The organism is Paenibacillus sp. Cedars, assembly GCF_003184205.1.
Lineage (GTDB): Bacteria > Bacillota > Bacilli > Paenibacillales > Paenibacillaceae > Paenibacillus_AQ > Paenibacillus_AQ glucanolyticus.
The window spans coordinates 2,483,361-2,509,496 of record NZ_CP020866.1 but is presented as its reverse complement, the minus strand read 5'-3'; the positions used below and the strand labels follow the sequence as shown (position 1 = coordinate 2,509,496).

At 45.4% G+C, this 26,136-nt stretch carries 24 protein-coding genes and 1 pseudogene; 4 read left to right on the top strand and 21 right to left on the bottom strand.

What is annotated here, in order from left to right; all coding sequences use genetic code 11:
* Positions 1–4: 4 nt before the first annotated feature.
* The 16 genes from cydC to B9D94_RS13140 all read right to left on the bottom strand — a co-directional run bounded on the left by cydC (position 5) and on the right by B9D94_RS13140 (position 17,223).
* Positions 5–1,732, bottom strand: coding sequence for a thiol reductant ABC exporter subunit CydC (gene cydC / locus B9D94_RS13215; protein WP_036637769.1), 1,728 nt, complete (start codon positions 1,730–1,732; stop codon positions 5–7).
* The gene (gene cydD / locus B9D94_RS13210) at positions 1,725–3,521 is read right to left on the bottom strand and encodes a thiol reductant ABC exporter subunit CydD (protein ID WP_148247217.1); all 1,797 of its coding nucleotides are present in this window, start codon (positions 3,519–3,521) and stop codon (positions 1,725–1,727) included. Before cydD ends, cydC begins: the two co-directional genes overlap by 8 nt.
* A gap of 69 nt (positions 3,522–3,590) precedes the next feature.
* On the bottom strand, positions 3,591–4,604 hold the full coding sequence (locus B9D94_RS13205; protein WP_006210333.1) for a cytochrome d ubiquinol oxidase subunit II: 1,014 nt from the start codon (positions 4,602–4,604) through the stop codon (positions 3,591–3,593).
* Entirely contained in the window at positions 4,601–5,968 is a 1,368-nt protein-coding gene (locus tag B9D94_RS13200) for a cytochrome ubiquinol oxidase subunit I (protein ID WP_063480722.1), read from the bottom strand. The genes B9D94_RS13205 and B9D94_RS13200 overlap by 4 nt, the downstream gene beginning before the upstream one ends.
* A gap of 687 nt (positions 5,969–6,655) precedes the next feature.
* Positions 6,656–7,510, bottom strand: coding sequence for a stalk domain-containing protein (locus B9D94_RS13195; RefSeq protein ID WP_063480720.1), 855 nt, complete (start codon positions 7,508–7,510; stop codon positions 6,656–6,658).
* Positions 7,511–7,692: 182 nt separating this feature from the next.
* Complete coding sequence (locus tag B9D94_RS13190) at positions 7,693–7,914, bottom strand: hypothetical protein (protein WP_148247216.1); 222 nt, start codon at positions 7,912–7,914, stop codon at positions 7,693–7,695.
* Between the two features lie 192 nt (positions 7,915–8,106).
* Positions 8,107–8,571 (bottom strand): MEKHLA domain-containing protein, encoded by a 465-nt coding sequence (locus tag B9D94_RS13185; protein WP_006210339.1) that lies wholly within the window; start codon positions 8,569–8,571, stop codon positions 8,107–8,109.
* A 261-nt stretch (positions 8,572–8,832) separates the two neighbouring features.
* Positions 8,833–9,471, bottom strand: coding sequence for an SDR family oxidoreductase (locus B9D94_RS13180; protein WP_006210340.1), 639 nt, complete (start codon positions 9,469–9,471; stop codon positions 8,833–8,835).
* A 44-nt stretch (positions 9,472–9,515) separates the two neighbouring features.
* Positions 9,516–10,427, bottom strand: a complete 912-nt coding sequence (locus B9D94_RS13175) for an alpha/beta hydrolase (RefSeq protein ID WP_006210341.1) — start codon at positions 10,425–10,427, stop codon at positions 9,516–9,518.
* 303 nt (positions 10,428–10,730) lie between these two features.
* Complete coding sequence (locus tag B9D94_RS13170) at positions 10,731–11,276, bottom strand: TetR/AcrR family transcriptional regulator (RefSeq protein ID WP_036637761.1); 546 nt, start codon at positions 11,274–11,276, stop codon at positions 10,731–10,733.
* 103 nt (positions 11,277–11,379) lie between these two features.
* Positions 11,380–12,183, bottom strand: coding sequence for an undecaprenyl-diphosphate phosphatase (locus B9D94_RS13165; protein ID WP_006210343.1), 804 nt, complete (start codon positions 12,181–12,183; stop codon positions 11,380–11,382).
* 251 nt (positions 12,184–12,434) lie between these two features.
* Positions 12,435–12,818 (bottom strand): VOC family protein, encoded by a 384-nt coding sequence (locus B9D94_RS13160; protein ID WP_006210344.1) that lies wholly within the window; start codon positions 12,816–12,818, stop codon positions 12,435–12,437.
* A 39-nt stretch (positions 12,819–12,857) separates the two neighbouring features.
* Positions 12,858–13,136 carry an ArsR/SmtB family transcription factor gene (locus B9D94_RS13155; protein ID WP_006210345.1) on the bottom strand — a complete coding sequence of 93 codons (279 nt, stop codon included), beginning with the start codon at positions 13,134–13,136 and terminating at the stop codon, positions 12,858–12,860.
* A 201-nt stretch (positions 13,137–13,337) separates the two neighbouring features.
* Positions 13,338–15,947: a phosphoenolpyruvate synthase gene (ppsA, locus tag B9D94_RS13150; protein WP_148247215.1), complete on the bottom strand. Its 2,610-nt coding sequence runs from the start codon at positions 15,945–15,947 to the stop codon at positions 13,338–13,340.
* Between the two features lie 237 nt (positions 15,948–16,184).
* Complete coding sequence (locus B9D94_RS13145; protein WP_036637757.1) at positions 16,185–16,649, bottom strand: DUF8821 family protein; 465 nt, start codon at positions 16,647–16,649, stop codon at positions 16,185–16,187.
* 94 nt (positions 16,650–16,743) lie between these two features.
* The gene (locus tag B9D94_RS13140) at positions 16,744–17,223 is read right to left on the bottom strand and encodes a GyrI-like domain-containing protein (protein WP_006210348.1); all 480 of its coding nucleotides are present in this window, start codon (positions 17,221–17,223) and stop codon (positions 16,744–16,746) included.
* A 110-nt stretch (positions 17,224–17,333) separates the two neighbouring features.
* Here B9D94_RS13140 and B9D94_RS13135 point away from each other — a divergent pair, with 110 nt between their 5' ends.
* Positions 17,334–18,296 (top strand): helix-turn-helix transcriptional regulator, encoded by a 963-nt coding sequence (locus tag B9D94_RS13135; protein WP_063480716.1) that lies wholly within the window; start codon positions 17,334–17,336, stop codon positions 18,294–18,296.
* A 212-nt stretch (positions 18,297–18,508) separates the two neighbouring features.
* Here the strand turns inward: B9D94_RS13135 and B9D94_RS13130 are convergent, their stop codons facing one another.
* From B9D94_RS13130 to B9D94_RS13120, 3 genes and pseudogenes are all read right to left on the bottom strand, one after another.
* Positions 18,509–19,333 carry a manganese catalase family protein gene (locus B9D94_RS13130; protein ID WP_367613816.1) on the bottom strand — a complete coding sequence of 275 codons (825 nt, stop codon included), beginning with the start codon at positions 19,331–19,333 and terminating at the stop codon, positions 18,509–18,511.
* Positions 19,334–19,552: 219 nt separating this feature from the next.
* The gene (locus B9D94_RS13125) at positions 19,553–19,942 is read right to left on the bottom strand and encodes an SRPBCC family protein (protein ID WP_172963941.1); all 390 of its coding nucleotides are present in this window, start codon (positions 19,940–19,942) and stop codon (positions 19,553–19,555) included.
* Between the two features lie 346 nt (positions 19,943–20,288).
* Positions 20,289–20,890 (bottom strand): annotated as a pseudogene (locus tag B9D94_RS13120) (bifunctional 4-hydroxy-2-oxoglutarate aldolase/2-dehydro-3-deoxy-phosphogluconate aldolase).
* Positions 20,891–21,141: 251 nt separating this feature from the next.
* Between B9D94_RS13120 and hisC the strand changes: the two are divergent.
* The 3 genes from hisC to B9D94_RS13105 all read left to right on the top strand — a co-directional run bounded on the left by hisC (position 21,142) and on the right by B9D94_RS13105 (position 24,379).
* Positions 21,142–22,251: a histidinol-phosphate transaminase gene (gene hisC, locus B9D94_RS13115; RefSeq protein ID WP_063480715.1), complete on the top strand. Its 1,110-nt coding sequence runs from the start codon at positions 21,142–21,144 to the stop codon at positions 22,249–22,251.
* 46 nt (positions 22,252–22,297) lie between these two features.
* The gene (gene dapA, locus B9D94_RS13110; RefSeq protein WP_367613815.1) at positions 22,298–23,164 is read left to right on the top strand and encodes a 4-hydroxy-tetrahydrodipicolinate synthase; all 867 of its coding nucleotides are present in this window, start codon (positions 22,298–22,300) and stop codon (positions 23,162–23,164) included.
* A gap of 468 nt (positions 23,165–23,632) precedes the next feature.
* A complete protein-coding gene (locus tag B9D94_RS13105) occupies positions 23,633–24,379 on the top strand; it encodes an EcsC family protein (protein ID WP_148247212.1) in 747 nt (248 codons plus the stop codon).
* A gap of 154 nt (positions 24,380–24,533) precedes the next feature.
* On the opposite strand, the gene B9D94_RS13100 is transcribed toward B9D94_RS13105, so the two are convergent.
* Together B9D94_RS13100 and B9D94_RS13095 are read right to left on the bottom strand one after the other, a co-directional pair.
* Positions 24,534–24,818 (bottom strand): hypothetical protein, encoded by a 285-nt coding sequence (locus B9D94_RS13100; protein ID WP_148247211.1) that lies wholly within the window; start codon positions 24,816–24,818, stop codon positions 24,534–24,536.
* Positions 24,819–24,915: 97 nt separating this feature from the next.
* Entirely contained in the window at positions 24,916–25,983 is a 1,068-nt protein-coding gene (locus B9D94_RS13095; protein WP_063480712.1) for an undecaprenyldiphospho-muramoylpentapeptide beta-N-acetylglucosaminyltransferase, read from the bottom strand.
* Positions 25,984–26,136 lie beyond the last annotated feature (153 nt).

Here is a 26,136-nt window from a genome sequence, read left to right as displayed (position 1 = left end):
TTGTCTACGCTCCCACTTCTCCGATCATTTGCCGCTCAATTTGCTTCATCTCATAAAAATAGCCTTTTTGCTCCATCAACTCCGGATAAGAACCTGTTTCGATTACCCTGCCTTGGTCCATGACCACAATCTGGTCCATCTCTTCCAATCCGGTAAGCCGATGACATATCAGGAGAAGTGTATCATGAGCTGCCTGTGTATAGAGATGCTTCATAACGCGCTGCTCTGTCACATAATCCAGCGATGATGTGGGTTCGTCCAGCAGCCATAACCGTCCTTTGCGAAGCATCGCCCGTGCCAGAGCCAGCCGCTGCTTCTCCCCGTCTGACAGATTCTCCCCTTTTTCATACACCCTATCGGTCAACGATGTATCGGGCAGCTGCACTTTAGTCAGCACTTCCAACAATTGTTCGTCTGTGTGCTCTTCTCCATTCAACAGCAGGTTGTCCCGGATCGTTCCCCGGAAGAAATGACTTTGCTGCAGCACCACGTTAGCCGCTTGCCATATGCTCGCCTCATCCAGTTCTTTCACTGAAATGCCGTTTAATCGTATATCACCATCCATTGGTGTACGCAGCTTGAGCAGCAAGTCGATAATCGTTGATTTTCCTGAACCGCTCGGCCCGACAATCGCCGTTTTGGATCCGGGTGTAATGAGCAGCGACATATCCCTGAGCGCCGCTCTCCATTCCCCTTCATATTGAAACGTAACACCGGATAGCTCAATCGAAACAGCATGATCCACAGCCAACGTGCCGCCTGGCTGCGAAGATTGCACGGCGGTGGACTGAACCGTTTCCGTCAGTCGTTTAGCTGCGTGTTCGCTATCCTCCTTATACGCGGGTAATGTCGCCATTGCCGCCGCTTCTTCAAATACGGTTAACGAGGCCATGACCAGCATAGCCAGAAACACCCCGGCGAGCGCCCCGTCCATTATTAAATAGGCACCCAGCGCGAGCACCCCCCAGGAAATGAGAAACGTAACCAAAGCATGCATCGATTGCCCGCGCAGCAAGTGCCCGGCTGCTCGCTGCTGCTCGGCCGCCAGTGTTGAGGAAGCCTGCTGAAGCTGCTGCTCCCGCTGTGCCAATTGCCCGTATACTTTTAAATCCCGGAATCCATACAACACTTCGGTAACTTCCGTGGAAAGCTGCGCCCGCTGCTCGCGAACGCGTCCATGGATTCTCCGCTGCCCGAGCAAAACAATTCCCGGTACAACGAATGCCGTTACCAGCATGCCCAGCACAAACAGAAGGGCAATCCAGAGTGAAAAGGCAGAAGTAAACAACACCGTTGCTAAAAACACCATGACTACCATGATCGGGGGATAAGCAACACGCAAGAAATAATTTTGCAGGCTTTCCACATCCCCAACGATCCGCGCAAGCAAATCCCCGCTTCGATTTTTGTTCAGTATACCGGGCGTTAAAGGAATTAACTTGGCAAAAAAGGATGTGCGCAAACGGCTGAGCATGGAGAACGTCGCCCGGTGAGAATACAAGCGTTCTCCATAACGGCTCGCCGCCCGAAGCAGACCCAGCATTTTGACCAGCGAGGTAAGCACAATCAATGTATAGAGCGGTGGCGCAAATACCGTTTGCGAAATCAAATAACCGCTCGCGGAAAAGAGTGCCACACCGGCTATGCCAGCGATAAAACCACCCAAAATCGATAGGACAATATCCTTGCGCTCCTGCATCATCGCTTTGGACAGAACAGCCAGCTCATTCATGGTCATCCCCCCTTTTCCGCTCTACATCAACCATCTCGGCATACTGGGGCAGACGCTCCAGAAGCTCATCATGCCGTCCGGCGTCCACCAGCACTCCACGGTCCATATACAAAATTTTGTCGGCTTGTTGGATCGTATATAATCGGTGAGCCACCGTTATCATCGTAGCCGACTTGGCCAGCTTGGCAATGGAGCGCTGCAGTACCCGCTCGGTGTGCAAATCCAGCCCAACTGTAGGTTCATCAAACAATATGATGGCAGGCCGCTTCAAAAAAGCGCGTGCCAGAGCAAGCCGCTGCTTCTCCCCGCCGGACAGCCCCCTGCCTCCTTCACCCACAAAGGTATCAAATCCATGCTCCAATTGGGCGGTAAGCGCGGCAAGTCCGGCTTCCTCTGCCGCTCGCTCAATTTCAGCCCTGGTGATGTTTCCACCAGCCCCAATTGCAATATTTTCAGCCAATGTGCCTGCAAAAATATACGGATGCTGTGTAATGTAGCTAACATACTCGAACCATGCGCTCTCATCGTATTGTGAGAGTGGGCTTCCATTCACCAGTACGGTTCCCGAGGCTGGTTTCAGCAAACCTGCAATGAGATGGAGCAAAGTCGTTTTGCCGGAACCACTCTTGCCAACAATGGCAATGTGTTCTCCCGGACCCAGCGTGATCCGTCCAGTCTCCAGCTCGAAAGAATCGGGAGCATATCGAAACCGGAGATGGTCCAGTTCCAACGATGGCGGCATGTGAATTGGATCGAAATGAGCAATGATCTTGTCGATTCCTTCGGATGTACCTGCTCCTTCATTGTCATTCGCGTTCCAGCTCTCCCCTGCCGTTTCCTCCAGCATCTGCTCCACCTTGCGAACCGCTCCCATACTGGTTCGTCCGCTGTGAAAGGCCGTTCCCGTGTTCTTTAACAGACTGTAAAACTCGGGAACGAGCAGCAGAACGAGAAATGCAGTATGGAACGTCATCGATTTGAAAACGAGCAGCTGGATAGCCAGTTCGAGCGCGACAATACCGATACTTAGCATCACGATCGATTCCAGCATGAAGGTATTCGTAAACGCAATCTTCAAAATGCCCATCGTGGCATCACGGTAGCCCAGACTGCTGCGTTCAATCTCCTGCTGCTGATGGCGGGCCCGTCCAAATAGTTTCAACGTCACCAGCCCTTGCAGAGAATCCAGAAACGTACCTGAAAACTCGGCCAGCTGCGCATATTTTTCTTCGGATTTATTCTTCGTTTTCAGCCCCACCAGAATCATGAACAACGGGATAAACGGAGCCGTAAACAGCATAATGAAACCTGTGTTGGCATGTTGGGTAAATGTAACGACCAGAATCAGTAGCGGGATCATGGCAGCTTCCATCATACGCGGCATGTACTGACTGAAATAACTGTCAGCCTCATCCACAGCATCCAGAGCAATACTGACCTTCCCTCCCGTCTGTCCAAGAAGGGTTGAAGGCATGGAGGCATGGGTCAAGTTTTGCAGCACAGCTGCTCGCATATTCGTCTTCGCAGTGGCAGCCATACGCAAGCCAACTTTACCGTTTCCATACGACAACAATGTGCGTATAACCATAACAGCCAGAAGCAGGCCGAGCAGCACGGCAACCGATGAAAAGGAAGCACTCTCTACAAAAACCCGCTGGACTGCTTCAGCAAGCAGTCCAGCCTGACTCACAATAGCAACACCAAGCGCGAGCGAAATGACCGCGAGGAGGGTCATACTTTTCCGTTGTGAAGACATTTGCTGAGAAATCAGACTGGATCTCCTCTTCACAGATCTCTCCTCCTTATATATATAGGCCTGTATAGAAACCTGTTACAAGCCGTAATGGATCAATTCTCTTTATTTTTTCCCTTTTACATAATCCGCATCAAACAGGAATAGTCGGAACACCAGAATAAGGGATGGGATCAACAGGAGCAGTCCACCGACAAACACAACAACCAGTGCGAAGCCCATGGCCGGTGAAGTTGCGCTGCTCTGAATCGTGATGTACGGATCAAGAATATAAGGGTATTGCCCAATCCCGTAAGCGAAAAAGGCACAGAAAAATTGCAGCATGACGCATATAAAAGCTAAACCGTAACGTCGTCCGTTGTATAACAGCCACATCGTAATCATGAAGAAAGCAACGGAAAGCGCGAGCAGCCACCATAAATCCATCATATTTTGAAAATGACGCTCATTGTGCTGACCCAAATAAATAAATGCTGTCAGTGCGAGAATAATGGTCGGTGTGCTCCAGAACAGGGCATAATTCCGCATCAGCTTCAGCGCAGAATGATCCTCTGCCCGAGAAGCGTAAAATGTCAAAAATGTGCCGCTAATGAACAACACGGACACTATTGCGAGTCCCACAATGCTCCACGATAACGGATTGGTAAACAGCTCCCAGTAATCCAGAGAAACCGTCTCCCCCTGCTTCACGATAAAGCCGCCTTCAGACAACGTTAGCGCCACTGATAATGAAGCGGGAATAAGCAAACCTGTTGCTCCGTATAAGAACAGATACACAATGTTTTTCTTGGAGCCGTAATTTTCAAAAGCATAAAACGAACCGCGAATCGCAAGCAGTATTACGGCTATGCTGGCCGGAACAAGCAGCGCGGAGCCATAATAAAAGGCCGTGTCCGGAAAAAATCCGACGATACCAATGTAGAAAAAGACAAAAAATACATTCGTGATCTCCCAAACGGGTGATAAATAACGGGAGATCAAACGATTAATCAGATGATCCTGCTTCGTCAAGCGTGCATAGAAAGCGAAGAAGCCCGCCCCGAAATCAATAGAGGCTATAATTAGATAGCCGTACAAGAACAGCCACAGCACCGAGATGCCAATCAATTCGTAACTCATGATGCAGGACCACCCTTCTCCGTAGATGGATCAGGCTTTTCCTTCAGCCATTTCTCCATCTCGACTTCCGCCGGATTATTGTTGAACAAGCGTCTTAACACGATTACACACATGATGCCCAGTACGATGTACAGGAGCAAGAAAACGAAGAATAAAATTCTTATATTCGGTGAAGACGTAGCAGCTTCCTCCACCCGCATAATCCCGCGGATAATCCACGGCTGTCGCCCAATTTCCGCATAGAACCAGCCCAGCTCAACAGCCAGGAAAGCAAGCGGTGCGCCCAGTGCGATAATGCGAAGCATCCACTTGTTAAGCTCATTGCGTTTTTTCCAGAACACAAACAGGAAATACAGCACCGCAATAGCGAGCAGAGCAAATCCGATTCCGGCCATCAAATCAAACAGGTAATGAACGAGAAGCGGCGGCCATTCGTCCTGGGGAAATTCCTCCAGCCCCGTTACCTCTGCATTAAAGTCTCCAAAGGCCAGGAAGCTGAGCAGTTTCGGCAGGTGAAGAGCCCCTAGAATTTCATGCTCTGCATTCAGCCATCCCATTAGAATCAAATCCGCGCCGCTTTCCGTCTCAAAATGCCACTCTGCCGCAGCAAGCTTCTCCGGCTGATGCTCAGCCAAAAACTTGGCGGACACATCCCCGGCTAACGTGTTCAGCACCCCGAACAGTAAAACAACGGCCATCATGAGGTTCAAGGCTTTTTTGTGGTAGGCGGATACCCCTTTTCTCAGCATCGCAAAGGCTGCGATACCGGCTAACAGGGCTGCCCCTGTCAAATAGGCCGAGCTTAATACATGGAACACCTTGGAGAACGTTGCCGTATTCAGCATCGCTTGCACCGGGTCAACCGCCGTGAATTGGCCTGCTTCCATCACAAAGCCTCCAGGCTGGTTCATGAATCCGTTCACCGTTGTAATGAAGACAGCCGACATGCCTGCGCCCAACACAATCGGAATGGTCAGCAACCAGTGGATATACGGATTTTTGAATCGATCCCACGTATACAAATAAATGCCCAGGAAAATGGCCTCAAAAAAGAACGCAAACACTTCCATGAATAATGGCAGTGCAATGACATTCCCAGCCAGCTTCATAAAGTTCGGCCACACCAGAGCCAACTGCAGGGAGATCACGGTGCCGGTCACGACACCAACCGCGACAGAAATGACAAAACCTCGTGCCCACCTCTTCGCCATCAGTGTATAATGGGGATCTTTCTTGCGAATCCCGATGAACTCTGCAATAGCGATCATTAAGGGTATACCGACACCAAGTGTCGCAAAAATAACGTGGAATGCGAGTGTCATGCCTGTCACCAGCCTGCTCCACATTACCGTATCAATTGCCATTTTATACTGCCTCCTTTTAAACTCTGTTCCATTATTGTGATAAATTAAACTTTGGATTAGGCCTGCCACCCGTTGGGCTGCATTCAATATCAGGTTTGGATAGGCTTTAGGCGACATCGCTGCAAGCTGCGTTTTATGAATCGTTCCTCGATCTCTGTTATATAAAAAGAGAATTTTTTCACAAAGTAACGTAAATGACAGCACTGTGTTGGGCAATATGTTGGTTGCTTCGTTTGACTACCGTTTGCCCGACTGAAGCGAGATCTTGCGAGCCTGTATAAACCTGGTACTACATGCATTTAAATGACTAGATGAAACCTAATAGTTAAAATTATTATATCTTTGTCTCCTAGCAAATCAATCACTGACACGTCTTCGTCCCTAAACGTTCAAGAAAGGGTCAACTCTTTCTGACAACTTGGTGAAAAATACAGAATGCACTCGAAGGAGCTATTGATTCATCTCCCTCATACGTGGTAATGCGCGTATCCCTCCCATCAGAGCCAACATCATCTTATTACCCATTAGGTACAAAAATAAAAAGAGTAGAAAGGCTAAAGCGCCAAATTTTTTTATGGATTTGGGACTTGAACACCTTGTTCCCATAGCCCTCTTCTTTTTATGGAGCCTCAAAAAAAGTCGCATATTAAGCGACTTTTAGAGTCTTTATGTTCTTGTTGTCCAACGTTACCGAGCAATCACTTCAAGTACATTGCCGCTTCCATCATCAATCATACGTATATTGTGATCATCAATGAGTTGAATGGTGCCGTCCGACTTCAACCATTCATGCTGCTCCATTAACCCGTGAGCAACAGATTTGCGAATTAGCCCTTTATTCTTAAATACTAATGCATACAGATCATATTCTCCAGTCTTTCGATTAGAATACTCAATGATTACAATAAGTAAATTTTCGGGAGTCCGCTTGAATTGTAAGCTGAGATCGTGAGTATTCACATTAATGTCCTTGATGCCTAGCGGAATCGAATTCTTTTGTCCCGTAACAGCATTAGTAATCTCAAGATCCCCTCTTGCTGCACGAATCACATAGCTGTATCCCATCATGCTGCCATAGAAAGTATCCGTATAATTGTGGAGTCCAGTCACGGTTACCTTCCCCGTCTTTGTGTCACGATTAGCCACTTCCCCATCCAGAGCAGATGCGAGAAATTGAATCGGCACATAAAGGTGACTGATATACCACACAGGCTCTCTGCCCATATCCACTTTTCGACCATCAACTTCAGCAATTTTGCTGCCCATGTGTACAACAATGCGTTTCTGATCCCTTGTCAGAACGGCCACATCGTCACCTTCCATCTTCCACAGCAGACCTGCCGCACTGCCGAGTGAGAAAAAACTTGCGTAAGTAACCCCGTCCTTAAGCAGCGTCTCAATATGAGAGATTCGGCCGTCTTCCCATTGCAACTCCAGTTCAACGTACTTCGAAGCCGCATCCGATTTTTGTGCTCCCAGCGGTAAAAGTACGGATATCATAAGTATAACGGCAATTGCATTTTTCCATTTCTTAATCTTCAAGTAATGATCACCCACTTAATGTAAAGTTCAATACTCCAATAGTAACACATAGATCTTAGAAAAGTTGCTGCGACAGTAAAATCCGTTCCGTAGATCGTGCGTCTCACGACTACCGGTTTTGAACGCCTTGTGAGAGAGTCCAGCCTCTTCTTTAGGTGTAACTTATACGGCTTTTATATCTATCAGCTTGATCCATCATTATGATTCTGTCTTGCTTTAACCACTCTCGGTATTTGCTTCTCATAAATGGACAATACATTTGAAATCAATTGTTCTTTAGGACTCGTGTTATCTTTCAAAACTGCGTATATAAGGTTCAAGAAAGTCTTCGCATCTTTATCTGTTAAACTTTTGATAGATTCCACGGTGGTATCATTTGATACACGACCATCTTTTTCCTCCATAACGGTTCCTCATTTCTGAATATTATTTATGGACGACAAACATATTGAAAATTGATGCGGTAACCCTGGTATCCCCTGAATTCTCAGAACATCATCACTTACTAACATTAAAATTCTATAGTCAATGAAGGAAAAGCTTATTCCTCCTTCTTCAAGTCACAGCTATTGTGGCCATATCGTCATATGCTTCTTTCATTCTATGTAACGAAATTGACGAAAAGCAGCAGCTTGTCCATGAAATACATCGTTATCGTCTGTAAGATTCCATACCGTCGCCTGCATGATATAGAATCTTCTGCCGGTGCTGGAAATACGAATACCTGTATAATTATCGACATATCCATATTCACTGACAGCTTTCAGGAAGGCCGCGCGTTCCTCGCGCTCCATCGGTTCTGCCGTTAGCCTCGAGGGCGTTTGGGTGAAGGTCTCCCTGTTTACTTCCCACAATTCAAGCGCCATCTGATTACCATAGTTCAAAATCGGGTCCGGCTCTGTTCCATGGGACAGTATGACGAGTGGAGCCCGGAACAGTACTTCTGATTCTGTACCTGATTCAACTGAATGATCAAGAAGCGACTTTCCTGTCCATCTCAGGTAGCTGTTCAGAATCACACTGGCGTGCTTGTTGGATGTATGAAAGCTGTTGTTATTCATTTTCCCCGTCCTCCCTGCTGCTGCTATCGTAAAAGGTGAATCACATCTCTATTTTACCAAAGATTGGTTTCTTTGCGTTTAAAAAGTAGCACTATCTTGCTCAGAACCATTCCTGACTCTTGGGGTCAGGGTAACCGTACAGGTGGAACGATTCGCTCATGGACGTCTTCAGACAGCAAAAAGGGCATCTCGCAAGGTCTAATATCTTTTGAGACACCCTCATTTTACTATGATCTTCTTTATAAACTAAGCGGGAACTGCTTAATAGAAGGCTGGCTTTTCACCATCGGTATTCGGCTTGTTGACCCCTAAATTTCCGCGAACATGGAGATCCGAAGATTCAATTAATTTGACAACTAGGGCCGCGACGCTCTTGCGCGATACTTCCGTGCCTTTGAACGGCTCGCCCTTCTCCGTAACCTCATATTCAATCTCGTCATAATCGGTCAGCCATGCAGGTCTGAGTACGGTGTAGTCGAGATTCGAGGCCTCGATAACATCGACTGATTTGCGATATGGTCCCAAATATTCACCGATTGTGCGGTTATTCCACTTGCCGAAATCTCCCGGGACTTCATCATAAATACCGAGCGAGCTGATAAAAATCAAGCGTTTCACGCCCGTCGATTCCATTGCATCTACGATGGCTTTCGCTTGGTCCTCCAGATCGTCGCCGGACAGATTGGCATAAACCGCATCTTGTCCTTCCATTGATTCTCTTAATGTTGTGTGATCCAAGACGTCGCCTTCGACCAGGCGTGCACGATTTGATTCATATTTCTTCAGTCTGTTTGCGTTTCGCAGATATAGAGTCAACTGTACATCGGTTTCCTGCAGGAATAAATCAATCGCTTGGTCTGCGATTTGCCCTCCGGCTCCAAGAATTAATATAGAGGTCACATTAATACTCCTTTCCCTTGTTTATTGAATCTAAGCGAATCATATTATTTTAGATGATCTGTAAAGAACTGCTCTAACTTTTCCACTGCCGGACCCACGTATTCAGGCTGGTCGTATAATGCAACGTGTGTAGCACCGTCCATGATGAATAATTCTTTATCCCGACTAGCAGCATCTTGAACCGCTTCTTCGCTGAAGTAGCGAGTATCCGCATCACTACCGGCAATCGCTAAAAATGGCTGCGTTAAGAACTTATCAATGTGGCTAAATGCAGAGAAGGTAAAAATTTTATCGAAGCTTGTAAACACGAAACGGTTAGGTGCATTTTCGTGGCATCCGCGTGCGGTTACATAATATTCGTGTCCTTCCGCCATTGTACCCGTCATGCCTTCTTCCAATTCCTGCGGCACATACGGACCATGGAGCGTTTCACTTCCATTGGCTTCGGCTGTCCGTTGTCCAGAAACTTGTTCCAACAGTTTGATTTGGTCTTCGACCGGTACTGCACGAGCAATCCCTTCACTAAATAGTGATCCGATATCGACCATGCTAACCGTTGCTACAGCTTTAATGCGGCGTTCGGTTTGTGCAGCCGCTACTGTATAGCCCCCGCCGGCACAAACACCTAACGCGCCAATTTTACGGGTATCTACATAGGATAATGTCGTTAAATAGTCCACTGCTGCACGAACATCTTCTGTACGAGCATACGGATCTTCGAGATAACGCGGGGTCCCTTCACTCTCTCCTTGATAGGATGCATCGAATGCTAAAGTTATAAAACCTGATTCAGAAAGTTTATTCGCGTAAAGTCCCGCCGTCTGTTCTTTTACGCCGCCGCCAGGATGGGAGACAACGATTGCCGGATATTTCTTGGTTTCATCGAATCCAGCTGGAACATACAAGTTACCTGCCAACAACAATTGGTTGTTTTTAAATTTAACGTTTTTTTGCATAATTTTAGTCCTCCGATTGTTTTTTATTGTGATTGACCTGCTATTTTCGCCGATTGGATCACTTACAAATGGATCCATGTCTTTTTCTGATGCATCATGGTTATGAAATCTCGTTAATGCGTAAGTGTGCGATAACGACCTCATGTGTATTATTTTAAACAGGAATGAAATATCTTCAATGATCAAATGACCGCATCGTGTGCATTAATGCACACATCGATCGAAATTGTGCCGTGATTACGAAAATACAAAAAGGCATGGATCATAAATCCATACCTCCCAGTAGAGCTCCGCTTCAACTCCTTATAGATTCCGCTCTAACAAGCGCCCAACTTGTTCGGACACGACATCGATCGGGTCGGTGATTTCCTTGGTAAAGTAGGATTCTATGATCCCCACCGTCGCCGTTACCATAAATTTGCGAACGATATCTTTACTGAAGCCCTTATTTATGCCTTCAGCTACATCCAATTCACCCTCGAGTTCTTCACTGACAAGCTTAATAAAACCGCTGCGGAATGAAGAAGCGCCCTTACTCGCCAAAATGGTCGCGAAGAAGGAGTAATTCTGTTCGAAAAATTCAAACCAGATCCGCATCGCATCCACAAAGCTCAAATCCGACGAGGATTGGCAGAGCCTCCTCAGCTCGCTAATGTACTCTTCAATGAGTCTGTCTAACAGATCGTATTTATCCAAATAATGAAGATAGATGGTTCTTCGGCCTACGTTTGCCTTATCGGCAATATCCTGTATCGTAATTTCGTCAAAGCTTTTTTCTGCCAGCAGCGCAATAAAAGCGCCCTTAATCGACTCTTGAGATCTGAGACTTCGTCTATCCACTTTAACCATTGATGGAAGTACCACACTTTCTTTAACGAGAATTGTGTAATTTGAATCAAATCAATTATACACGCTTGTGTTATACTGCATCAATATGCTACTCATTTATCGGTTACTGAAGGACGATTAAGTAAAATAGCCCTGCTAAGACAAAACGATATAGAGCAAACCATTCCAATCGAAGCCGCTTAATCAATTTAATAAACGTCACTACTGCAATCATAGCTACAAGAAAGGATGTCATAAAGCCAATGGCCATTAGGAATAAATCGTCAGAGTCCAGCAATTCTCGACTATCGTACAAGTCCAACACGCTTGCACCAAACATAACAGGCACGGAAATAAGGAACGTAAAATCGGCGGCGGCTTTTTGACTGGTGCCAAGCAAAAGGCCGCCTGAAATCGTCGAACCCGATCTCGAAAATCCCGGCCACAAAGCCAGACACTGGAACAGACCAATCCCAAACGCTTGTTTATAATGAATCCTATCCATAGTCTCTGCAGTTTCCGTTCTCCTGCTCCGTGCGGCGATGATCATCAACAAGCCACCAGCAACCAGACCGATCAGGACCGGAATTGGGCCGAATAATTGGCTTTTTATTGTATCCTTGAAGAGAAGGTACAGAATTAATGCTGGCAGCATAGCCAACATCATATGAATTACATTTAACCCTTTACTTGGGGAAAAATCCATTCTAATGAGATTAGCCCCGATGGCCAAATACCTTTTCCAATAAAGAAGCAGAACTGCCATCACCGCACCCAGCTGTATAACAATTTTAAAAGTTATTGCAGTCTGTCCCTCAAAGCTAAGCAAATGCCCTGCTAAAATAAGATGTCCAGTAGACGAGACTGGTAAAAATTCAGTTAAGCCCTCTATTATGCCAAGTATTATCGCTTTCATAACATCAGTCATCCGTGAATATCCCTCTTTCGGAAATAAATTCGTCAAGCAATTTCCAGTATAAATGGGACACCCATTTATTTCCTTCGATTGACATAACAATAATCGATTCCGTGTGACATTATTGTCACTATCGGGAACTGGGACAATGCAAATGCAAAACAAAACCCAACGATCAGGACTTGAGTACTGATCGTTGGGTTTTGTGTTTTGTCATGCTTCCAGTTTGGATTTAAGGGACCATTTCACTTTTTTTTGAGAAGTTACTTCTGCACGATCTGAATCAGGTTCCCGCATGTATCGTCTAAGACGGCTATGGTGAGCTCGCCCATTTTAGTCGGTTGCATCGTAAACTTTACACCTTTGTCTACTAGTCTTTCGTACTCTGCTTGAATATCTTCCACACCAAACATGGTTGCTGGTATTCCATCAGCGAATATCTTCTTTTGAAATTCCTTGGCGGCAGGATGGTCATTCGGTTCGAGCAGCAGCTCCGTGCCGTCTTGATCATCGGGAGAAGCAAGCGTTATCCACCTGAATTCTCCGACAGGTACGTCCTGCTTCTTAACAAAACCGAGCTTCTCAGAATAAAATGCCAATGCCTTGTCCTGATCTTGTACAAAAAGACTGGTAACTACGATTTTCATACTGTTAGTGCCTCCTTCGACATATGGGTTGTACTAAAATTAGTCTATCCATCCATTCAGCAAATTCTTAAGCGGTTCGTTGTTAAATATTACGACTCGAAATTTACCCTTTCGCTTTGATATAACAAGTCCTGCATCTTCCAGAACAGCAAGATGTTTAGCTATCGCTTGCCTTGAAATCGAGAGTTCGTGCTTCATAATGAGACGAACCGTAAGTTCATACAACGTCAGCTCGTTGCGTTCGGATAGTTCGTCCAGCATAAGTCGCCGAGTCGAGTCGCCAAGCGCTTTGAATACAGCATCCTTATCCCAATTCATATATCGATTATATGCAACTCTACGGTTGCTTGTCAACCTTAAGCAACCGCAGAGTTGCGTCATAATTTTTTAACTAAAATGCCCCATTAGTCAATCTTACGATTACTTCCTTGATAGCAGATGTAATGGTAAGCTTTATGTCCACATAGACCATATTTCCGGCTCTCTAGCCAGGCTTCTTACTATCCGTGAAGGTACGTTTTACACGATTTCGATATACCCTTCTGTTCCATGCACGCGAATGCGCTGCCCGTCTAGGATCCTTGTAGTTGCATTCTCCACGCCTACAACGGCCGGTAAGCCATATTCTCGTGCGATCACGGCTCCATGGGTCATCAGTCCACCAACTTCGGTGACCAGACCTTTTATGGAAACGAACAACGGTGTCCAGCTTGGATCCGTAAAAGAGGTGACTAATATATCTCCTTCTTCGAGATCAGCTTCTTCCATGTTTAAGATGACACGTGCGCGTCCCTCTACCACTCCGGAAGAAACAGGCAGACCTGCCATAGCATCGGCTGGGAGATGTTCTCGTTTGTATTTACCAGCAATGATTTCACCATCCGATGTGATGACGCGTGGCGGCGTTAGCTTTTCGTATAACCTGTACTCTTCTTTTCGTTGGCTGATGATCTGGCAGTCCAGTTTATGGGTGCGTACGAGTTCGTGAAATTCTTCAAAAGTGAGAAAATATATATCTTCCTGGTCATGAATAACGCCCGCTTGTACGAGTCGTTCGGCTTCTTTCAGTAGCGCCTGTTTATATACGAAGTAGCGATTCACCATGCCGTATTTGGGATATTCCCGGTAGCCGCTGAAATTCCGAATAAGGTCAATCCTTCGCTTGGTTTCTTTTGCTTTTTGTTCACCATCCGGTAATGACTTCAATCGATCTAATATCGCTTGTTCTTTTGCCAGAGCTTCCTGCCGCCCTTGTTCAAATTTCCGCTGGCTTGCATGAGGCTCAACGTTTTTGATATTGCCAAGAATTAACGGAACAAGTGTAATGGGTTTTTCGCTCCAACGAGTGCGGGTTACATCGATTTCTCCAGCACAGCGCATGCCGTATTTGCCCAGATAATCGTAGATAGCGTCCCGGGCTTCCGGTCCACCGTCCAGCTTGATCAGTTCATCCATAAAGCTGTCGTCTTTTACATGCTGTAAATAATCAATCACTTCTGGATAAGGACGTATTACATCAGCGACATCCAATAGCGCAAGTCCCATTTCCGAAGTAATATTGCCTGATACCGATTGAGAAAGTGTATCTGCTGCGTTTTTTTCACCTAACCACTTCTCCATGTTTTCATTGATCCACGCTGAAGCATCCATAGCGGCCATAATGATAGCTGAGCTTTGCGGGTCAAATAATATCTTCTTTAATTGCTGAAAATCTTCGAGGATAAAATCAAACAAACCGGATCCCGATTTCGTTTGGATGTTATGTTTCAACTCTTCTATTGAGGCTTGACTGCGTTTGATTAAATCAGAAACGATGGACGGATCGTATTCGATCGGTGCTTGAACACCCGGCGTCGATTTAGCTTTGCTGTTACTGGGAGCCGGTTCTTTGTTTTCATTTGGTAATAATGTGATAAAATCTCGCTCAATTATGGTCATAAGCGCGTCTTTAATAAGCGGATCAGATTGACCCAGAGTATTCAATATCGTTTCTCTGCTGACAGGCGAAGCCAGCATAGGTGTAACATCAACAAACAGCCTTCCACCGGCTGTACGCATAGGGGCAGGAGTTGTTAACAGGTAAAAAGACAATCCCAGCGGTTTCATGGGATCTGTCATCATTTGCTGATGTCCGACAGATACGTAAACGTGATTGTCTTCATCCTTCGCTTCAGGGATAGGATATAACGTCGTGATGGGCCGACTCTGGACAATGTAAAAAGTATCCTGGTCCAAACACCATTCGATGTCCTGGGGTGAGCCAAAATAAGCTTCGATCAGTCTTCCGATGCGTGCCAGCTCTAAAATTTGCTGCTCCGTAAGTGTTTGAGCCTTTTGCTGATCGAGATCAATCTGCTGGGTCTCTGTTCCGCCTTCTTTTCGACCATAGATCGCCAATGTTTTGGTTGCTATCCTTTTGTCAACGATTTTCCCTTCCTGCACTTGATAACCATCGGCGGATACCAAGCCAGAGACCAATGCTTCTCCAAGTCCAAAGCTGGCATCGATGGATAGCAGCTTTCGGTTCGAAGTCATGGGATCCGCGGTAAATATAATCCCTGAAGCCTGCGGGAAAATCATTCTCTGAACGACAACGGACAAATACACCTGGCTGTGGTCAAACCCGTTTTGCATACGATAGATGACCGCGCGATCCGTGAATAGGGAAGCCCAGCATTTGCTGATATGCTGCAGGATGGCATCGATGCCGATGATATTCAAATAGGTGTCTTGTTGTCCTGCAAAAGAGGCGTGTGGTAGATCTTCAGCAGTCGCGCTAGAACGCACAGCATAAGCGTGGTCTTCGCCAAACCGGGAGAGATACTGAGTAACGGCTTCTGCAACTTCGGAAGGAATTTCTACTTCCACAATGCTTTGCCTGATCCTTCTGCTGATTTCGGCAATTTGATCACGATCTTCTGCTTTTAGCAGGTTCAGTTGATGGATCAAAGCATGATAGGTTTCGTTTTGCTCCATAGCTTTTTGATAACCCAGGGTTGTAATACAAAATCCTTCAGGTACTTGTATACCTTCCATTTTTGATAATTCCCCTAGATGGAGCCCTTTACCACCAACAAGCAAAAGCTGCGTTTTCTCGATTTCCCAAAAGCCGAGGACCAACGAATTCATTCACATCTCTCCTAACCATTAAATTGCAAAAAAACATTTGACAAGGTTTTTTTTGCATGATACAATAAAATTGTAAGATGAAATAACTTTGACTTTTTATAATACATAGTCGTGATCTGATTATATCATCGGGTCTGTTTATACGCAATAAAAAAAGAACCTGTTCATTTATCCAGGTTCTTTTTTTTGATTTTCCGCTAAGGTAATCCTCAGCTTGCCTCGGGTCCTCATTAAGCTCTAATATTCGCCTTTGATTACAAAAAAGGAGCCCCGAATGGTTCCAGCTAAGGTAGACTTCTGCCTCGCAAACTTAAACTTCCCTTCCAATTCCTGCGGTATCTCCATTCCCTCAGAAAGCTTAAAGCCAACGGCCCGTTTCTTCGGGTCATCCACCGTATACATGACATTGAGTCCAAGACCATCCTCATAAAAGACATAGGTAAACTGGATGTTGTCCACTTGAAAACGCGACGTTTCAAGTGGTTTGGCCGCAAACGCAAGATCACGTTCTTCTTTCAAAATTCGGTTCACATAATCAAGGGTCTCCTGGCTTTCGCTCGCTGGTACAACTGTAAATTCATGCTTATATTTGTTCATAAAGTAGCGGGCTTCGTTCGCTCGTAAGCCAGCAAGCGTGTCCGCTACGGGTGAAGACTCTAAACCAACCGTAGACACATGTTTAAAATCAACGGTATAGGACATCATTTTATCCCCCCTTAAAGTGTGAGCAAGTGTTGCTCTCTACAACCTGCTTTGAGCAACACTCGCATATGTGCGCATCATCATCTGCTTATCTTTATTTCCTTACGACAGGTATCCACAATTCACCGTATATGAAGCCGTTTCGCTCCCCCATCTCAACCGTTGTATTCGGCCCGCCAACATAGGCAATATGCTTAGCTTCTGGCAAAACTTGACCAAAGGCGATGCCAGTAAGGGTATTACTGAGCTCTTCAGCCGTCTTGGCTTCCCCTTTTACCACGAGATATTCCCCTTTAGGAAATTGGATAACTCTCGTAGCTTCCGGTAACGATGCCTCTGTCATAACACCAGCATAGTGCATCATCTTGTTATTCACCGCTTCGTTCACGGCAAAAATGTAGTCATTTGCGGCTAAACCTCTTAATGTGTCTAGTCTTCCATCTTCTTTGACCGACGACCAGAAGTCTGCCTTTTCTTTATTTATGCCGGCATAGTCGGTGTAATTGCTCTTCAGCTCTGTTCCAATGCCTAAAACGGTAAAGCTGTCTTTTTCCTCAAGAATATAATCTGCCATGTTCAAAACCTTCCTTTGTTTTAAGATGATCAAATGATTTGTCTTTTCACTTGATAGGTTTATAATAACCTTAAACCATGTCAGAAAATGATACTGTTTAGGAGGCCTCGATGAATAAGGTTGAACGGATTAATATCATCATGCGATATATCAACAACCGCGCTCACTTTACCATTTCTGAAATCATGCGGGAATTTAACATTTCCCGTTCGACAGCAATCCGGGATATCAAGGAAATCGAAGCCATGGGAATGCCCCTTGTCGCTGAAGTTGGAAGGGATGGGGGTTATTCTGTCATGAACAACTCGGTTCTGCCCACGGTTCGTTTTACCGATAATGAGATCAAAGCTCTATTTATTGCTTTCATGGCAACCAGAAATCAGCAGCTCCCTTATCTGAAGAGTCGTCATTCTTTAGCTGAAAAATTACTAGGCCTCATCTCAAATAATCAGCAGGATGACCTTGTACTGTTAAATCAAATACTGCTCTTTGAAGGGACCAACCCTCATAATCCGGACCTGCTTGATCTGTCAGACCTCCCCCACCCCATGTTGGAGAAACTGATTCAAATCCTTCTGATGGATAGCTACTTATGGGTCACCGTCAAACAAGGGAAAGTCATAGAATCTTATCCCATTTATCTCTTGCACCTATACCATGAGAAGAGCCTATGGCTAATTGAAGGCTTTGACTTAGAGGATGAGAAGAGACGAATAATTCCTGTCGACCATCTCACCCATGTAGAACCATACTCTTCGAAAAAAAGAGCAAGCAAGAAAAAAATTTTAGAACTGCTAAGCAAACAGGAAGATGTCATTAACCTTGTCCTGGAGCTTGGTCCAAAGGCGATCACCCAATTCAAAAAATACCATCCTTTAAACGTGTCTATTTCGTATACGAATCCTTACCAAACCACTGCTATTCTACAGACCTTTGTCAATGTAGAGCATACCGAAGAATTAACTGAAATGACAAACTGGCTGCTTTTCCTAGGCGGAGATATCACGGTCAGGGAAGTGCCCGAAGAAGTCTCGGAGGGTTTGCAAGAGAGATTACGCTTATATTGCCCATAAACCGGGTCCGTTAAAACCGTTGCGGCTTATTTCTGAAACAACAGGATCGTCCCAAGCTTTGCATTCGATATTTCCCAATGGTCCATGTTCACACTCCTGGGGTCTACAGGATTTACACACAAAAAATAAGACTCTGGCTTCTAAGCCAGAATCTTACAGACGAACATGTATATTGAGAATGGTGTTTTTTATCGTTTCTCGCGTTGAACCTGCTATGTGTTTAAATCGTGAAGCCCCGGCGCATGCTCATTTGGCATTTCTGGCAATACGGGGACGGGATAACCCATCGGAGGATCTGTTATCTCAAGCTCTCCCCCATTCCGACTTGGAGATTTTCCGCTGAAGATCTCGGCAATTCGGGTATTGTCCAATCTGAAGTTGAATTGAGCATTGTGGAAGCCCATATCCACGTATTTTTTGCATTCCGGATATTTGTTGATATCGTAATTAGGAACTGGAAACAACTTGCCCCACTCCACACCCAGCGATTCAAGGGCTTTTGCGAATGCATTCTGATGCGCATTATCACGAACGATCAGAAAGGCAAGTGTCTCTCTAAATGTTTTGTTGGAGCTCATTTCATAAATTCGAGATTTTTGCAAAACCCCTGTTGATTCAAGCACCAGGTTATCCAACAGATCGGCTACGAGATTTCCATGGTTATATACGTAATTGCCCATCCAGGGATTGCCCGCTGCATCTACAGGCAAAGACCCCTGCGCCCCCACGATATAATGATGCGGATTGGCATGGCGCACCGCTTCATCCAACGGAGCTCCATCAACCCCGGCATTTCCCGGTACCTCCTCTCCCGATCCGTTCAGAAGCTGATTAATGGTTGTCTGGACCAGCTCAACATGGCTGATTTCCTCCAGGAAAACTCCGCGAATTAAGTCACGGTACTGAGCCTTGTTCCCCCGAAAATTGCTGCTTTGAAAAAAATACTGCATCATCGTGCGCATCTCACCGAATCGACCACCCAAGGCTTCCTGCAGGACCTTTGCTGCAGCCGGATCAGGTTTATCCGGCACAATCATATTAATTAAGTCTTCTTTATAGAAATAAACGGGAAACACCTCCTTTAAAGACAGACATATTATGGGGCAGCCATAAGCAAATCATACATTGTAATTATTTGTTAGTAGTACCCAGTTCGTCCTTCCGTACCGTATACAAATCTTTCACGTGCAATGTGATAACATATACCCCACTCGTAAGAATTCGTCAGAACCATGCAGCTCCCGCCTGCCTCCCATTCAGAGTGATTCGAGGAATCGCTTGATTGCTTGACAGCCTGCCTCGACAAGAGGTTCAACGCGCTGTTTCGCCTCATGGGGCAAGAAATCACTAATCCAGACGAATTTTACTCCTCCAGCAGAAGGGAGCATCTGCATGGACGCGCTGTGATGGGCGAAATCGCCGTTCACTACAGTGTAGGCCAGACGACACTTCTCCTCGTCTAGACTTACTAGCTGCTCCTGAACCACATATCCGTTGTTGAAGGTCACCGTTCGTTCGCCCGAAGCCTCCTGGCAATCCGCAAGGACGCCAGCGAATAGTCTAGCCGCATTCCCGAAGTCCCGAAGCTGATCCCAAGCTTTATCAAGACTGCAGTCGATTTCAATCTCACGATAGATAGTTGCCATAGTTCTTCCCCTCCCAATTCCGCCGTTATTCCTCGTGTAGGAAATAAGACGAGTCCAAGATAATCCTTCATCCATTACAACCTTTATGATAAACATATAACACTGACCACGGTGTGTCAGTGTTTAAGAAGCCATATTACATAATCAAGCATTGTTACATTTCAATGCGGATGATTAAGGTTGCTGGCTGTGTTGAAGTAACAAAGAAATCCATCAACATCTTCGGTTTGTTTGTACTTAGATAAAAAAGCCGCATTGAATGCGGCTTCCAAATTAGATATGGTGTACATGTTGTTGTCCTCTGATGTGCGCTCAGACACGAATACTAAAGCGTGCTTCCCAGGATTTAATGTGTCGCCCGCTCCTCGGCTACAACATGGACCAACTCTTTTGCCAATCTCTGGATAGCAGAAAAATTGCCTGATTCAATCCAATCCTGCTTTACCAGACTTCCTCCCATCCCTACCGCAAACGCGCCAGCGTGGAGAATCTCCCGTATATTATTCAGCCCAACACTGCCAGACGCGATCATAGGAATATTATTGAGCGGCCCACGGATTTCCTTTAAATAGGAAGCGCCTCCAAGCGAGCCAGTCGGAAATACTTTGACGGCTTTGCCCCAAACTTGATCGCTCGTACGATTTCCGTTGGCGTCATGACACCGGGATACACATCGATGTGATGCATGGCACCGTATGCTATTACCTCTTCATCCAGATTGGGTGACACCATAAATTGCGCACCTGAAGCTATGGCTTGTTTCGCCATTTCCACATCCAATACGGTTCCGGCACCAACAATTAAATCGTGGTCATACGTTTTTCTCCATCGTTCAATCAGAGCATATACGCCCTCGGTGTTGGTTGTCACTTCGATGAAACGAATACCGCCTTGGGCCAGCGCTTCGACGGTCCGGTCCGCTGCATCCGGATGTACGCCTCGAAGCATCGCCATTATTTTTTCCTTGTTCAGTTGTTCCAACACAGTCATACTGTCTCTTCACCCCTTAACGTAAAATTAATCTGAATATAACGGCAATCCAGCATTGCGTAACCATCCACTTTCGTATTTTTCCGGACCAACCGCTCAGTTTTCCCAATCGGCTTGATGAAAAGGGACCCAATTGGATGGTTACTTTTCAGATGGGACGGTTTATATTCATGCCATATGGCCCATTTTCACAGGAAGGAGGAACCAGCATGAACCATTCATTCACGATTCCATTGCGGAGCGCACTGGGTAACTTGTCGCCTTATTCGCCGGGAAAACCGATCCGGGAACTCCAACAAGAGTTGGGGCTGTCCGATATCATCAAATTAGCTTCTAACGAAAATCCGTTGGGTCCATCGCCCAAAGCGCTTGAAGCGATTGCGCATTCCTTATCCGATTTACATCGATATCCGGATGCGAGCACCGTCCAATTGCGGCAAGCACTGGCAGCTCACCATCAGATGGCTCCTGAACAATTCATCATAAGTAACGGCGGTGATGAACTGATCACACTCATTGCCGAAACCTTCCTGGAACCAGAAGATGAAGTGATTATATGTTCGCCTTCGTTCAGCGAGTACGAATTTGGCGCGCATCTGATGGGAGCAACCGTCGTTCCGGTTCCTTTAAGTCCTTCGTTCAAGTTTGACAGGGAGGCCATCGTCAATGCAGTGACCAACCGAACCCGCTGGCTTTGCCTTTGTTCGCCAAACAATCCGACTGGCACGTTCCTTCCGAGGGAAGATCTACGCTATATCCTGGATGCACTTCCCAAGCATGTCCTTGTTCTGTTGGATGCCGCATATAGTCCGTTCGCACATGAATCCGATTATACCGATGGCCTTGAATTTGTTCGATCCGGATACCCGGTGATTGTATTGCAAACTTTTTCAAAGCTGTATGGCCTGGCTGGACTTAGAGTCGGTTATGGTGTGGGCCATGAGATGCTTGTTCATCAAATAGCCAAAGTCAAGGAACCGTTTAATGTGAACACACTAGCTCAAATCGCAGCAACTGCTGCTCTTCAAGACGTTGAGCATGTCCGTCTGACACTGAAATCAAATCATGAAGGGAAACTGCAGCTTTATCACGCTTTTCAACAAATGGGACTGCCTTATGTGGAAAGTACAAGTAATTTTCTGTTAGTTGAGTTAGGGGCTGCAGCAAAAGATATATACGAATCCCTCATGGCCCATGGGATCATCGTGAGATACGGAGGTATATGGAACCTGCCCGGCCACCTTCGTATTTCAATTGGAAATATAGAAGAAAACTCAGTACTCATTCGAGCCATCTCCGATATTCTTGCATGCGAATAACAACAATTGTCCATCACAGAGATGACTTGAGAGAGGAGAAATCAAAATGATGCTAAATGAAGAGTCATTGCGCGGAGTCATGGTTCCTATTGTCACGCCGTTTGATGAACAAGGATATCTTGACATCAAATCTTTTAAGAGGCTCGTTACACGTTTGAGAAATAGCGGAATTCACGGGCTGGTCGTCAACGGAACAACCGGGGAATCGCCTACAGTAGGGGATTCAGAGCTTGAAAGGATGATTTACGAGGCCCGCATTATACTTGAAGAGCTTCCCTTGATTGTAGGTACTGGATCTAACAATACGGCCGCTGCCATCAAAAAAACAGCCCGGGCAAAAGAACTTGGGGCCGATGCCGCATTGGTCGCCACCCCCTACTACAATCGTCCTTCACAGCAGGGAATCGTGTATCATTTTCTAGCCCTGGCCGAAACAGGGTTGCCCATTATTCTCTACGACATCCCGCATCGTACAGCCGCAACGCTGGATTTGCACACAGTGAAGACCATATTGAAGATGGATCATGTCATCGGAATGAAAGATAGCACAGGCGACATAAAACGTCTATTCCAACTTACCAGAACCCAATCCAAACCGATTTTGTGCGGCGAAGACGATTTGTTTTATGCCTCGTTATGTTGCGGCAGCAAAGGAGGAATCCTGGCTAGTGCCAATTTAGAAACCCAACAATTTGTACAAGTATATGAATCGTTCCGTAATGGAAAAAATCAAGAGGCCAGAGAACAATTTGATAGCCTTACGCCACTTATTCAATTTCTCTTTTCTGAGCCTAATCCGGCTCCGCTCAAATGGCTGCTTGCTCAAAACAGGCTTATTCGATCGGATCGACTTCGTCTACCTATGACACAAATCACGAACGAAACTGCACAAAAAGCAATTCACTTCAAGTAAACCATGGTGTAAACACAGACGACCAGCCTCTTAGGGGACTGGTTGTCTGTTTACTATAGTTACAAAAAAATCAAAGACTCTGCAAAATGGCCTTTTCAAACAGGCAGATATAAAAGGTGTGCTCATGATACGTGATCTCTTCCAGCAAATTATATGACTGGAGGAAAATAGGCATTACTGATGTTAACAACCTCGTTATAAATTATAATATCCCTCCTCTTCAATTCACCCTGTGTTGATTTCCTCTTGTCGGTCAGCCCATCAAGTTAGGTCATTTCAGATCAACTGCAGTTCTATATTGACAGAGCCATAAAAACACAAGCGGCCTTGGAGCATTTTCATCTTGCCTATCCTTTTATGTAAGCTGGCGCTGGACTTTAGTCGAGGTCCGCATCCTGCTACGGTCTATTCCGTAGTACGGAGTTATTCGCTACAATATAACCAAATGTTTTGGAGGAGCGGTTAAGCATGAATTACGAACATAAAGTACAGAGGGAAGTTGCCGAGTGGGAGCGAAAAATGTTCAAACCGCCCGGTTGGCTCGAAAAAACATCGAAAACCATCGGCACTCGAATCAATCATTTGATTCCCCCGAAGATGCACAGCATCATGACCACCACCATCCGATCGATCGTGCGCACTGCACTGTTCGGTGCGGAATATACACCCGGCCGACCGGTGCAGCGCACTTTGGAACTGGAGCCTGCCGATCAAGAAGCGAAAGAGTTGTTTGCCCTGTACCAAAAAATCGCGGTTGCCGAAGGCGCTGGAACGGGAGCCGGTGGCATTATGTTTAGTATGGTAGACTTTCCGGCTTTAATTGCGATCAAAATGAAATTTTTGTTCGAGCTGGCGCATGTTTATGGTTATGACACCAAACACTTCTCCGAGCGGGTATTCATTCTCAAAGTATTTCAAATGACGTTTTCGGGGCCGGAGAACCGTGCAAGGTTATTGCATTCCATTAAGCATTGGCATATGGAAAAGGAACAGTGGCTCTCCGACGCCGAATACTCCCGGAATATGGACTGGGAGACATTTCAGATCGAGTACCGCGATGCCATTGACTTCCGGAAAATGTTACAGATGGTGCCTGGGATTGGCGCTTTCGCAGGCGCATGGGCAAATTACACCATTCTTGAAGAAGTGCGCGAGTTTGCCATGAACGCCTACCGCCTGCGTAGATTGCACGATCATTTTGAGGTTTGGGATTAATTCCTCTCATTTTCGCCATGTAGATCAATTTGTGGCTAACGTCTCTCTTTAGCGAGTTGCAGATAACCCCATTCGAGTTAGCCATAGCAAGGCAGCCGATCATTATGATTGGTTGCCTTCATTTTTTATCAAGATAGAGTGTTTTCCCGTTAACTTAATCTACTGTCAAGTGCCCAAAGGAGACTTTTTGAGGTAGATCTTTGTTCTTTAATCGTTCGTACGCTTCTAAAAGGTTAGGTACATTCTCTCTAGTGAGAATCAACCCGTTTATTGTGTTCTTAGTGACAACTAGTTCCTCTTCATTAAACGTAGAGAGCTCTGAAATGAAACATGGAATGGGTCTCTCAAACAACCCGGAAAGGGCACTGTTTATGGATGCCTTCTCTTCATCAGTTAGCTTTTCAAACAGAGACATAATCATATTGATGATTTCATTCATTACGTCCTCACACTCCCTCATCAAGATATGAATCTATTAATTATACTGAAAGCACGTGATGTGGTTTCATGAACAGATAAATAACGATAATTTTGCTTCATTTAGCTGTTTCAATAATGAGATTATAGAGAAGGCCTAAGGCATCATGATGTTTGAAACCATTCATGTTTTTTATGTAGACCTCTTTTTCTTCAGCCAATTCCCTAACACTCGTTATCAAGCTTTTAGAATCCAGCAGTTCCTCATGCAGAACCTTGCAATAACCCTCACGTTCGAAAGAGGCGGCATTTAAAAGCTGGTCCCCTCTGCTCTGTTGTTTAGTTAGAGGAATCAAAAGCATCGGTTTCTTCAGGAACAGGAATTCAAAAATCGAATTGGAGCCTGCCCTAGAAATAACGAAATCACAGTAAGCTAGTATATCGGGCAGCCCTTGATCAATGTATTCAAATTGTTTATAATCCGGATTCGATATCGAGGAGTCAAGGTTCCCTTTTCCACAAAGATGAATGATTCTAAATTGCTTTGTTAGCTCATTTAACGACTCCCGAAGTACTTCGTTAATTTTCCTGGCTCCTAAACTACCACCCATTACGAGAATAGTAGGCTTCGTCATTTTGGAAAATCCAACAAACTCACGACCTCGTTCTGCCTTGCCCTGTTTCATTTCTTCTCTAATAACCGGGCCTACATGATGGCCGTTATTATTTTTGAAGGCCGCAGCAGTCTCCGGAAAGGTGGTGCATATTACAGTTGAGAACCTGCTAGTTATCCTGTTGGCTAACCCTGGGGTCAAATCTGATTCGTGTACAATTACAGGTACTTTATTCAACCATGCTCCAATAACAACAGGGACGGATACAAAGCCGCCTTTGGAAAAGACTACGGCTGGTTTTAGTTTTTTTATCAGTTGATACGCTTGGACAACCCCTTTGACTACATGGAAGGGATCCTTTACGTTTTTCAAATCTACATATCGTCTAAGCTTGCCCGTTGAAATCGAGTGGTATTTTACATTAGGAATAGCGGTAATAAGTTGTCTCTCGATGCCATTTATTGAACCTATGTAATCCATTGACCAGCCTGCATCCATAAACTTTGGAATCAACGCAAGATTAACCGTTACATGCCCTGCCGAACCTCCGCCAGTGAAGAGAATCTTTTTCATTTATTCAGCCACCCAACCATGCTGTTTTTACTTACATTCATTATCATAATACTCTATTTAGCTTAAGGGTAGAATGCAATCCGCAAATCGGTTTTATTCACAAAACATAAAAAGACGCAATCCATGCTCTTGATAGAAAAAATATAACCTTCA